Raw genomic sequence first — 10,559 nt, 5'->3', positions numbered from 1 at the left:
AGTTGAGGGCGCGTCAGTTTCTGGGTGCGGTMGACGCCACCGACATCAACGCATCGATGGACCTCTACGGCGGTGGCGGGCTGGTGATGTCGGCGCGCGACCTCGCCACATTTTTTGCAGCCCTGTTCGAAAACAGAGTTTTCGACAGCCCGCAAACGCTCCAAGAAATGCTCTCGAAGGGCACTCATGAGGGCGCCGACGCCTACCGTCTCGGCATTGCCGTGAGCCGCGTCGACGGCATCGAATGTTGTTCGCATCTCGGTTTTTGGGGAACGGTCGCCTACTATTCACCGGCCTCGGGCACGGCCATCGCCGGCTTCACCACGAACCGCGAAGCGCGCGCTGGGCTCGTGTCGATCATCGAGCAGACCCTCGCGACAACCCTGCCCGTTTCCGCTATCGCCTGAGCAAGGATCATGTAGTTTTGCAAAGTTGCCGCAGGGCCTGGCCAATGCGGACTGACCACTGGAGCGCAGACATGCCGTCGACCGAGCTATTGATCGCCTTTTTCGCCACCACAGCGATCTTCGCCTTCATGCCTGGTCCTGCCATGCTTTACGCCGCGGCCCAGACGCTGGCGCGCGGACGCTGGTCGGGGATGATGGCAGCGCTCGGCATCCATCTCGGCGGCTATGTCCATGTCATTGCCGCTGCTGCCGGCCTGTCGGTGCTTTTCCACGCCGTGCCGCTCGCCTATATGGTCGTCAAATTTGTCGGCGCGGCCTACCTCATCTGGCTCGGCATTGCGCTGTTCCGCGCCAAGGTGCAAGGCGATGGCGATCTCCCCGTCATCGAGCCAAAATCCGCCCGGCGCGCCTTCTTCGAAAGCGTCACCGTCGAGGTGCTCAACCCCAAGACGGCGATCTTCTTCATGGCGTTCCTGCCGCAATTCATCGATGCGTCGGCCACATTTCCGGTCTGGCTGCAGTTCGTCCTGCTGGGCATGATCGTCAACATGATGTTTTCGAGCGCCGATATCATCGGCGTGATGCTGGCGGGCGCGATGATCACCAGGCTGCGGCGCTCGAGCCGTGCCCAGCGCCTGATGCAGCGCGCCGGCGGTGCCGTGCTCGTCGGCCTTGGCGTTCACGTGGCCCTGCAAAAGAGCTGAACTACAAAGCGCAGACCACCGACTGAGCCCTTCGAGAATGATACCAGCCGACCACACCATTTCCCTCGCCGATCAGCTTGCCCAGGGTCAGCGCTCATTCAGGGGCCTGCAACTCGCAGGTAGCGATCTCGCGCGGCTTGACCTCAGCGCTTGTGAGTTCGTCGACGGCAATCTGGCCGGATGCGATCTATCGGCAGCGACGCTCACGGATACGCGCTGGACAAGCTGCCGCATGGCGGGCGCCAAGCTTGCGGCGATCGATGGYGTCGATGCCGAGTTCCGCAATTGCGACCTCTCCAACACAGACTGGACGCGGTCGCGGCTCAACGCCGCGAAGTTCAGCCAGAGCAAGCTGACGGGCGCGAATTTCGCCGATTGCGCGTTGATCGGCACTGACTTCCAGCAATGTCGGCTGGTCAGCGCCTTCCTGCCCGCCGTCTCGTTCCGCCGCAAATCGCTCGACAATCTCGATTTCAGCGATGCCGAACTCAGAGGCTGCGATTTCCGCGAGGCGATCTTCGACGGCTGCAGCTTGCGGGGCGCCACCTTGCGCTCCTGCCGCTTCGAAGGTGCCGACCTGCGCGGCTGCGACCTTGGCCCGCTGAAGCTCAACGAGGCGGCGATCCTCAAAGGTGCGGTGATCTCGAAAAGCCAGGCAACAGACCTTTTGCGCAATCTCGGGCTGCAGGTGCTGTAGCCAAGAGCGGCCCTAGCCGCCGCTGGCCTCGACAAAATCAACTTTGTGAATGTGGCGGCCGCCCAGCGGGGCTACGCTTTCACGCTGCTTCTGCCGAAACAATTGTGGATGCATCGAAGAGATTGCGGCCGATGGTCCGCGCGGCCTCCAGATGGTCAGCCGGCCCTTGCGTTTCGGAGTCGAGCAGGAGCTCGGACGTCACCACTGATGCACCGACATAATCGAAGATGCCATGGTCGATCTGCGTTTTCATCGCGCCGAAATAGCCGTGCCGCGCATAGGTCCGCATGGTTGCGCCACCGATGGCGACGAGATGAACCTTGAGGTGACGCAGTCTCTTCATCGGCTTGATGCCGGGGCCCTCATCGTAAGCCCAACCGTTGGCGAACACGCGGTCGACCCATCCCTTGAGCAGCGCCGGCATCGACCACCAATAGACGGGATAGACCAGCACAAGCGTGTCGGCGCGATCGATCCTTGCCTGCTCGGCGGCGACATCGGCTGACGGCGGCACCTCCCTGCGGTGAACGGCGAGATCCGTGGCGGTGTAGCGCGGATCGAAAGTTTCCGCCGCAAGGTCGGCAACTTCGAAGCTGTTGCCTGGGTCGGACTGGGACAGGCCCTCGGCGATTTGCGCAGCGACGCTGTGGCTGAGCGACTTCGGATCGGGATGCGCGACAACGATGAGTGCGTGCATGTCGAAAACTCCTGCTTGGTGGTTGCGGGCGGCGGGCGCTGCTTATATACTTTCTGTAAGCTAATTTTAGTAATATACTTTTGGTACATAACGATGTCAAGCGCCGTTACRACAGCCCCACGCCTGCGCAGGCGCCTGCTGCGGGAAGACCGCCATCGCCAGCTTCTGGACGTCGCATGGGCTTTGATCAGCGAGGAAGGAACGGAAGCCTTGACGCTGCCACGGCTTGCCGAGCAGGCGAACGTGGCAAAACCCGTCGTCTATGACCATTTCGCCACGCGGCCGGCGTTGCTCGCAGCACTTTACCAGGAGTTCGACACGCGCCAGACCGCGCTGATGGACACAGCACTTCAAGCAAGCGAACCGACCCTATCGGGCAGAGCCGCGGTCATCGCATCGTCTTATGTCGAGTGCGTGCTTCTGCAGGGCCGCGAGATACCGGGCGTGATCGCAGCCCTTGCCGGCTCGCCCGAACTGGCGAAGGTCAAGCGCGATTACGAAGCGATCTTCATGGAGAAGTGCCGGGCCCTGCTTGCCCCGTTTGCACCGACCGGCACCGTCGCGTCGCCGGGGCTTTGGGCGATGCTTGGGGCGGCCGAAGCACTGTCCTTCGCCGCCGCGAGCGGAGACATCACGCCCGCTCAGGCCAAGGACGAGCTGTTCGAAACAATACTCGCCATGGTCGCCAGAAACGAGCGGCAGAGGCAATGATAACGTTCTGGGGCTCGCGCGGAAACCGCGCGAAAACCCCATTCCGATCAACACCCGGCTGCCGCTGTTTGCTACGCGGACCTTCGCTTCGGGATCATGCTAGCAATAATACACGCCAACCGCGCAGCGCCGCACGGTGCGCCGCGCCACGCCGGCAACGCTCACTGGCGTAAGAGGCCGACCGACCCTGGCTTCGGCCGTTGAGACGAAACCAGGAAGCCCAGGCACTGTCGGATGCTCCAGGGTTTCGAGCCCGATAAACCCGACAGTTGCGGCGAGCAGATAAATTCTCAGCTTCCTTGACGCGTTCATTTGCCACCTCCTGGTGCAAAATGGCTGGGCAGTTCATCGATGTCGCGCAACTCCTTCACATCGATCTTCTTGGCACCGTCCGGCGCCTTGAAGGCAAAATCATCGGCCTTCATGTCGGTGCCGGCTTTCCAGTCACTGATCTGGATACTGTATTGCGGCCCTTGGGCCACCCCTTTGGAGGTAATGACATACCGGCACGGATAGGGATGTTCGCCTTGCGCGATCCAGATCTGCCAATCGACGTCCTTTGCCCGGAAAGCCAGATGGTCGCATTCGGTGCCGCCGATGACGCCGCTGCCGAGATCCTTGACGTTGGTCACGCCATGCATCAGCTCGTCATAGACGTTCGACAGCAAGAGATCGGCGCCCGGAACCGGCTTGTGGTATTTATCGCGCAACTCGTCGACAAGATGATCCACCGTGCCGGGGGCATCGACCTGGGCATACGCATTGGCGTCCTTGCCCAAARGGGTCAGGACCTTCCCGTCGAAGAGAATTTCGACATTGGCGAACCCGCCGGTGCGCGTAGCACGGAACTTGTCGGGCCGGCTGAGATCGACTTCGCCCGAACTCGCCAGCAACAATTTCTGGTGATCCTTGGTGACGACCTCGAGGTTGGTGTCGTAGTCGAACGATATGCTCTTCTGCGCGGCCAGATAGTCGGACATCGCCTTGAGCATGGTCTTGGCCGCTGCTTCATCGGCTTTTGCGGGCGCTGCGAGGCCAAGCGTCAAGACCACAGCAGAAGCCGTCGCGGCTATGAGCGCGAGACGGTGAGTCCGCTTGAGGAAATCATGCTGCACGAACATGGGAATACCTCCGCTTTGGGTGACTTGTTCAATTGGGGTATCTGCTCTTGGAAAATGGTGACCTAAGCCTGATCGGAAACGAAGCGGCGTGTCGCTCCAGTCGAGCGCGAATTTCCTCCGGAAAAGACAGCAATGCGGATACAGCAAAGGTGCTGGATTGCCATTCCCTCAGGCCTCGCCTGATACAACCTGGGCCTGCAAACCGTAGCCTACTCCCCGAATGTCCCTTGGTCCACCACAGGGGAGCTATCGAGGCGGTGCTCGACGTCGCCATCATTTCCTTCCCCAGCCGGAGGACCGTAGTTGTATCTGCTGCGCGCCGCGTAAACATGTCTTCCCAAAGGACAAATCATCAACTATCCGCAGATTGACCTTCGCTGGACAATGGATCGAGACGTGATCAGACCCGCAGATATGACGGATGCTTCCAGCCTCGCTGCGCTCGGTCTGGAAGTTTGGCTGAACACTTACATTCGCAATGGTGTCAACGCGTTCTTTGCCGACTTTGCATTGAGACAGTTCACCGCCGCTCGGTTCGAAGAAATCTTGTCGCAAGAAAATCAAACCATCCTGGTTTCGCAGAATTCCGTTGGCATCGACGGATTTATCCATGTCTCGTTGGGCGTCGAGGCGCCCGTGGCCAAATGCTCCGATCTCGAAATTTCAACGTTGTATGTCCAGCCCCGGCACCAAGGCGGTGGCGCCGGCGGGAGGCTGCTTGCGGCTGGCTTGCAATTTTGCGCATCAACCGGGCGGCCCGATGTCTGGCTGTCGGTCAACGCCGAAAATGACCGCGCCTCCCAATTCTATCTGAGGAAGGGTTTTGCCAAGGTCGGCGAAACGCAGTTCCGGATCGATGGCCAGTCTTATCCGAACCACGTGCTGCGATACGCACTGACCTAGCAAGCCCGGGCCAGGGAAAACTGCAGCCCGGCGGGCTGCCATTGCGAGCCGCCCGCCCAAGATCACATTGTCCTACTTGGCCATGGACGCCCTGGCGGCCTCGATCTGCGCCTTGACTGCATCAAGGTTGAAGCTGGCGCCCTTCTGCATCGGTGGGAACTCGATTGCCGTCTCGGCGAGCTTGGCCACCTCCTGCTGAACGAACACGAAGCGCCAGAACTGATACAAGAACCACTGGTTGAAGTATCCTTGGGCACCGTCCAGGGTTCCGTTTTCCGGAGTGCCCAGGCGTTCGAACGGATCGAGCCGCAGGTTCGTGATCGACGGTGCATCGACATGATCCTTGGCCCCGAGCCAGCCGTTCGGCTGCTCTATGAAGCGATACTTGTAGTCGTCGATGCGCACTGCGCCCAAAGTGCTCTCACCAAAATAGTAAATCTCGTGGCGGGCCGAAGGTCCCTTGCCGGTGAGCATGGCCGTCTGGTCGTAACCGTCGAGATAGTTCTTGTAGGTGCGATCGCCAATCTTCTTGCCTTTGAGAAGCTCGGCCTTGATGTTCGGGTTTCCTGCCGCTGCCACGAAAGTCGGCAGCCAATCAAGACCCGACACGATGCCGTTCTCGACCTTGCCGGGCTCAATCTTGCCGGGCCAGCGAATGAATGCCGGCACGCGGAAGCCACCTTCATAGATCGTGCCCTTTTGTCCCTTGAATGGCGTGTTGCCGCCATCGGGCCAGGTAAAGGTCTCGGTGCCGTTGTCTGTCGTGAACAAAACGATGGTGTTGTTGTCGACGCCCAGTTCCTTGAGCTTCTGCATCACCAGTCCAACGTCGTCGTCGAGCTGGGCCATGCCGGCTTCCTGGAGAGACCAGCCATTCTCCGAATTCTGAAGCGCCTCATATTTGGGAGAAAGGTGGGTTACGACATGCATGCGCGTGGGATTGAGCCACAGGAAGAAAGGCTTGTTGTCTGACTTGGCCTTCTCCACGAACTTCAGGGCGAAGTCGCGGATTTCACCGTCCACTGTTTCCATCCGTTTTGGATAGAGGGTTCCGGCGTCTTCTATCTTCTGCTTGCCGACCTTGCCCCAGCGCGGGTCGACGGTCGCGTCATCAGTGGTTGTCGCCCAGCTGTGGAGCATATTGCGCGGCCCAACCTTGTCCAGGAGTTCCTGCGGGTAGTTGGGGTGCGCGGGATCTTCCATCGCATCAAGGTGATAGAGATAGCCGAAGAACTCGTCGAAGCCGTGAACCGTGGGCAGGAACTCATTGAGATCGCCAAGGTGGTTCTTGCCGAATTGGCCTGTGGTATAGCCCATATCCTTGAGAACCGTGGCCAGTGTCACGGCTTCGGCGGGCAGTCCGGTCGTGGCTCCAGCCTGACCGACAGTGGTCATGCCGGTACGGATCGGCAGCTCGCCGGTGATGAAGTTCGCACGGCCCGCAGTGCAACTCGCCTCGGCATAATAATCAGTGAACAGCATGCCCTCGGCGGCAATCTTGTCGAGGTTCGGCGTGCGCCCGGCCATCATGCCGCGATGATAGGCGCCGATGTTCCACATGCCGATATCGTCACCCATGATGACGACGATGTTGGGCGGCTTGTCTTGCGCGGCTACCGTCGCAGCGCTGCCCAAAGTCAGCGCGGTGCCAAGCAACAGAGTTCCAAGAAGATTTCGCTTCATATGCTTTCTCCATCCATGTGCTGAGACCAACTCACCTTGCGGAAGCCAAAGGCAGTCATGACGAAACATTGCGGAAGGCTATGCCGGAGCGGAGGCGCCGCAACGACGCCCTGCCCTACGCAAGGTGCCTCGCCTTTAGGCTAGTGGTTGTAGGGCATACCGGCGTGTAGGTTCGGGTAGCTTCTGTGCTGAATTTGCCGCGATCGTCCGCGTTCTGACACGGTCTGGCTACGTGCCCGAACGTGATCGGCGGGCTTGCCAGGCGACAGCAAGGAGCAGGCCAAGTGCGGCATGGAAGGCAGCCGCTGGCCACAGCAAAGGCCCAGACAGGGCACCATCGAGCCCGAGATAACAAAGATACGCCGCCACAAGGACGTTGTAGGTGAGCATGGCCGCCAGTGCGGCGTGCCTGCCTTTATCCTTTTGGCCGATCCAGCCGGCCGCACCCAGGGCGATCAGTGCAACTCCGGCAACGCGGGCGACGGGCAGGCCAGCGCCGAACAGGCCTTCGCCAAGCAGCAACCGCGCAACCAGGTTCGGATCGAAGATCAGGGCAGCGCCTGTGGCTGCCTCGATAAGAGCGGCAATCCCAAGTAACCACGCAACCGCCATCGCGGTTCTTCCTCTTCAGGAGTTCCCGAGGCAGCCGCCCACTGTCGTTTGGGCGCTCACTCGCCCGGCTGGTTGCCAGAAGCCGCAGCCAGCGGGACGGTACGCGAGGTGGCGTCGCTGGAGGGCAACAGGCCTGCCTGCCTAAGCCCTGCGATYAATCGGGCTCGATCCTCGGGCTGGAAGTTTCGCTTGCCGAACTCCGCCTCGATGTCGGGCATGAATCCGGGGCGCAGCTTGGTAAACACCTCACCGTTGCGGGCGGCTTCATCCATCATTCCGTTCTGCGCATAGATGACCGCCGCCACCAGATGAAAGAGCGGCCATTGATCGAGATTGGCCTGCCGAATCTCCGCGAGGGCGGTTTCGTCGTCCTCAAGCATGTAGGCCGCAAGTGCCAGAATCGCATGATAGTAGCCGGACCCGCCCGGGTTGCGGGCCAGCGCGTCCTGCAAAAGTGCTGCACCCCGCTGCCACTGCCCACCCAATGCCAACCGAGTGCCAAATTCGCCAAGGAACTCGGTGTCGTTGGGGTTGAGGGCGAGCGCCCTTTCCCCGACGGCGATAGACTCCGCCAACTGCTGGCTGAAGAACAACGCCGTCATCAAGGCCTGAAGCGCACGCACATTGCGCGGGTCAAGCTCGACGGCCCGGCGCGCGACGTCAAGTGCGCGTTCAAGCGAACCGGCGCGCCGATTAAAGCCGAACCTGTCTTCATCGACATAGGCAATGGACAGCATCGACCAGGCGGTGGCGTAAGCGGGATATCGCGCAACCGTCTGTTCGAGGCACTGGCGGACCACGGCATGTTGTTGGCTACTCAAGGCTGCGCGGTAGCCATAGAATTGCAGCGTGCAACGGTAGGCGTTGAGATCATCAGGCGGGGCGTTGGCCGTATCGGCCTGATAAATGACGCCAAAGGGCTGCGCCACTGCCGTCGCGACCTTGGCGGCAACGTCAGACTGAATGGCGAACAAGTCGCGTGATCGCAAATCATTGTCATAGGTCTGGGACCAAAGGATCGCGCCGGAATCGGTTTCGGTCAGGCGGGCAGTGACACGAACCCGGTTGTCGAAGACCTGCACACCGCCCGCGAGAAGAAACCGGGCACCTAGTTTCTCCAGCACATGCGAAACAGCGACCTGGGGCGGCAGGGCTTCCGAGGTCTCACGGCCAAATACCGTGAGTTCCTTGAAGMGCGGCAGCACGCTCAGCAATTCTTCAGTGATCCCCGTTGCGTAGATCTTCGCCTCCGGTCCTTCGCCAAGATCGGCAAATGGCGCGATCACCAGAGTCGCCCCCTCAGGATCGTACACTGGTGCGGCTGGCGATGACGCCTGGGACATCGGCTTGTTGGCGGTCCAATTGGTGTAGATCATGACGCCGACGAGAATTGCCAGCAGCGCCGTGACCAGCCCCAATGTTGATGTGACCAGCCAATGGACCCGGTCCCAAGCAGGCGCTGGCGCATTCGCAGCCTTCGAAACAGCAGCAGGATCGCCCGGCCCGGGCTCCACGACGTCCGCACCGATCCAGGAGAACATCGGCACGTATCCGCCCTTGGGAATTTCGATGCGGATCGGATCGGCTTGTCCAGCAACCAGATAGTAGCGCTCGAGCGCGCGGCGCAGCCGCCCCGCCTCGATCCGCACAACGGGGTCTTCCTGCGTGAATCCCTCGTTCCGCTCGAACACTTCGATGGCAATCGAGTAGCCCTTGATCCGGTCAGCACGGCCTTCGAGGGTTTCTTCGACCACATAGCGCAGGAACGCGCATCCGCGCGCGGGAACGGGGAATTCTGTGCTGGAAAGAATGCGCTCGAGTTGAACGCGGATTTCGTCCGGAGAGGGTAGCGGTCGCGATGCGGAGAATAGTAACGACGCCGCGGCATGCCTTGAGACCTGCATTGCCGTTCCCCTCGATCTCGCGCAACCTGGACATGCAGGCCCGAGCGTAGACTACCGTAACCTACTCCCCGAATGCCCCGCGGTCCACCAGCATGCCTAGGGTCTATCCTAATTGATGTGCGCGCAGGTAACCGACGACAGATGGGAGGGCGCCCTCGACATGGATCAAAACCTAGCCGCCGCCAAACGCCATTTTCCCGCTCGCGGTCGCGCGATCGAGGAATTGGCGGCGCGCAATGACGATTTTCGCGCGCTGTGCGCGGATCTCGCTGATGCGGAGACCGAGGTCCAACGATTGGTGAATTCAGTTTTGCCAAAACGCGACCAGCGCGTTTCAGAATATCTAGAACTGGTGCGCGACCTGGTTGGGGAGATCGAGGCGGCGCTCGACGCTGCCGCCATCATTCCCTTCCCCGGCCGGCGGCCGTAATTGTTTGGTCTTGAAAAGCGGGAGCAGTGCCGCATAGGGTCGCGGTCGGGAGCGCCAGATGGCGGGAATTGACGGCCTTTGACATTGCCTTTGTCGGCGCTTGCCTCGCGGGCGTAGCATTGTTACCGTCCTCCAATTCCCGGGGACGTTCCAGCATTCGATAGTTCAGCCCGGCGGTGCCTTTTCCAACGCGACTTGCTCGACAAGCTCGACACGACGAAAAGCAAGCCCAGGAGGGAAATTCACGCCTACGCAATTTCGGGCCAAATTGTTCGGCCCAACGCCTCCCGGATACCGGTCTCAGCGCAACCGCACGTGCAGCACGTCGTTTTCTACCAAGCACAACAAAGGAGAAGCGCATGTACACGAAGACAGTAGTGGGTATGGCACTGGCTTTTTCCGCTTTGGCTGCCATGGCCTCCGCCCAGGAGCCTCCAAAGAAATTCGGCAGCGAGGCCGGTTGGGACATCTTTATCAAGCCAGACATGGGCCCCGGCTGCGTGATCACAAAAAAACTTAACAATGATGCGCAATTCCAAATGGGCATCGACGCGACCGCTGAAAAACGCGGCTACATGGCTCTCTACACCAAGGCCGATGCCCAGGTTACCGCCGGGGATGAGCTCTCAGTGATCTTCGATGTCGACGGACAGAAATTCAGCGGGGCCGCTACCGGCCAGCAGATAGACG

13 protein-coding genes are annotated in these 10,559 nt (G+C 60.6%); 7 read left to right on the top strand and 6 right to left on the bottom strand.

What is annotated here, in order from left to right; genetic code table 11:
* The 3 genes from AC1DUU_RS12445 to AC1DUU_RS12435 form a co-directional block, all read left to right on the top strand.
* Window positions 1-407, top strand: a 407-nt coding sequence (locus tag AC1DUU_RS12445; protein ID WP_476783728.1) for a serine hydrolase, incomplete at its 5' end; no start/stop codon positions are given.
* A gap of 71 nt (window positions 408-478) precedes the next feature.
* Window positions 479-1,111: a LysE family translocator gene (locus AC1DUU_RS12440; protein ID WP_476783727.1), complete on the top strand. Its 633-nt coding sequence runs from the start codon at window positions 479-481 to the stop codon at window positions 1,109-1,111.
* Between the two features lie 37 nt (window positions 1,112-1,148).
* On the top strand, window positions 1,149-1,808 hold the full coding sequence (locus AC1DUU_RS12435) for a pentapeptide repeat-containing protein (RefSeq protein ID WP_476783726.1): 660 nt from the start codon (window positions 1,149-1,151) through the stop codon (window positions 1,806-1,808).
* Window positions 1,809-1,887: 79 nt separating this feature from the next.
* On the opposite strand, the gene AC1DUU_RS12430 is transcribed toward AC1DUU_RS12435, so the two are convergent.
* Entirely contained in the window at window positions 1,888-2,505 is a 618-nt protein-coding gene (locus AC1DUU_RS12430; RefSeq protein WP_476783725.1) for an NAD(P)H-dependent oxidoreductase, read from the bottom strand.
* Window positions 2,506-2,598: 93 nt separating this feature from the next.
* On the opposite strand from AC1DUU_RS12430, the gene AC1DUU_RS12425 reads away from it, so the two are divergent.
* Complete coding sequence (locus tag AC1DUU_RS12425; protein WP_476783724.1) at window positions 2,599-3,216, top strand: TetR/AcrR family transcriptional regulator; 618 nt, start codon at window positions 2,599-2,601, stop codon at window positions 3,214-3,216.
* 99 nt (window positions 3,217-3,315) lie between these two features.
* On the opposite strand, the gene AC1DUU_RS12420 is transcribed toward AC1DUU_RS12425, so the two are convergent.
* Together AC1DUU_RS12420 and AC1DUU_RS12415 are read right to left on the bottom strand one after the other, a co-directional pair.
* A complete protein-coding gene (locus tag AC1DUU_RS12420; protein WP_476783723.1) occupies window positions 3,316-3,528 on the bottom strand; it encodes a hypothetical protein in 213 nt (70 codons plus the stop codon).
* Window positions 3,525-4,208 (bottom strand): DUF2092 domain-containing protein, encoded by a 684-nt coding sequence (locus tag AC1DUU_RS12415; protein WP_476783730.1) that lies wholly within the window; start codon window positions 4,206-4,208, stop codon window positions 3,525-3,527. Before AC1DUU_RS12415 ends, AC1DUU_RS12420 begins: the two co-directional genes overlap by 4 nt.
* 513 nt (window positions 4,209-4,721) lie before the next feature.
* Between AC1DUU_RS12415 and AC1DUU_RS12410 the strand changes: the two genes are divergently transcribed.
* On the top strand, window positions 4,722-5,240 hold the full coding sequence (locus tag AC1DUU_RS12410) for a GNAT family N-acetyltransferase (protein ID WP_476783722.1): 519 nt from the start codon (window positions 4,722-4,724) through the stop codon (window positions 5,238-5,240).
* Between the two features lie 72 nt (window positions 5,241-5,312).
* On the opposite strand, the gene AC1DUU_RS12405 is transcribed toward AC1DUU_RS12410, so the two are convergent.
* The 3 genes from AC1DUU_RS12405 to AC1DUU_RS12395 form a co-directional block, all read right to left on the bottom strand.
* Window positions 5,313-6,923, bottom strand: coding sequence for an arylsulfatase (locus AC1DUU_RS12405; protein ID WP_476783721.1), 1,611 nt, complete (start codon window positions 6,921-6,923; stop codon window positions 5,313-5,315).
* Between the two features lie 228 nt (window positions 6,924-7,151).
* The gene (locus AC1DUU_RS12400; RefSeq protein ID WP_476783720.1) at window positions 7,152-7,535 is read right to left on the bottom strand and encodes a hypothetical protein; all 384 of its coding nucleotides are present in this window, start codon (window positions 7,533-7,535) and stop codon (window positions 7,152-7,154) included.
* Window positions 7,536-7,591: 56 nt separating this feature from the next.
* On the bottom strand, window positions 7,592-9,439 hold the full coding sequence (locus AC1DUU_RS12395; protein ID WP_476783719.1) for an adenylate cyclase: 1,848 nt from the start codon (window positions 9,437-9,439) through the stop codon (window positions 7,592-7,594).
* 115 nt (window positions 9,440-9,554) lie between these two features.
* Between AC1DUU_RS12395 and AC1DUU_RS12390 the strand changes: the two genes are divergently transcribed.
* Both AC1DUU_RS12390 and AC1DUU_RS12385 read left to right on the top strand, forming a co-directional pair.
* Window positions 9,555-9,869 carry a hypothetical protein gene (locus tag AC1DUU_RS12390; RefSeq protein ID WP_476783729.1) on the top strand — a complete coding sequence of 105 codons (315 nt, stop codon included), beginning with the start codon at window positions 9,555-9,557 and terminating at the stop codon, window positions 9,867-9,869.
* A 359-nt stretch (window positions 9,870-10,228) separates the two neighbouring features.
* On the top strand, window positions 10,229-10,559 hold a 331-nt coding region (locus AC1DUU_RS12385; RefSeq protein WP_476783718.1), incomplete at its 3' end, for a hypothetical protein.

Source organism: Aminobacter sp. P4_H6_2 (assembly GCF_056400805.1).
The sequence above is the reverse complement of the archived record's forward strand: the minus strand, read 5'-3'. Positions and strand labels throughout refer to the sequence as shown.

Coding starts and splice junctions, on each gene's coding strand:
- AC1DUU_RS12440 (WP_476783727.1), top strand. CDS start 479: ATGCCGTCGACCGAGCTATTGATCGCCTTTTTCGCCACCACAGCGATC.
- AC1DUU_RS12430 (WP_476783725.1), bottom strand. CDS start 2,505: ATGCACGCACTCATCGTTGTCGCGCATCCCGATCCGAAGTCGCTCAGC.
- AC1DUU_RS12420 (WP_476783723.1), bottom strand. CDS start 3,528: ATGAACGCGTCAAGGAAGCTGAGAATTTATCTGCTCGCCGCAACTGTC.
- AC1DUU_RS12410 (WP_476783722.1), top strand. CDS start 4,722: ATGGATCGAGACGTGATCAGACCCGCAGATATGACGGATGCTTCCAGC.
- AC1DUU_RS12405 (WP_476783721.1), bottom strand. CDS start 6,923: ATGAAGCGAAATCTTCTTGGAACTCTGTTGCTTGGCACCGCGCTGACT.
- AC1DUU_RS12400 (WP_476783720.1), bottom strand. CDS start 7,535: ATGGCGGTTGCGTGGTTACTTGGGATTGCCGCTCTTATCGAGGCAGCC.
- AC1DUU_RS12390 (WP_476783729.1), top strand. CDS start 9,555: ATGTGCGCGCAGGTAACCGACGACAGATGGGAGGGCGCCCTCGACATG.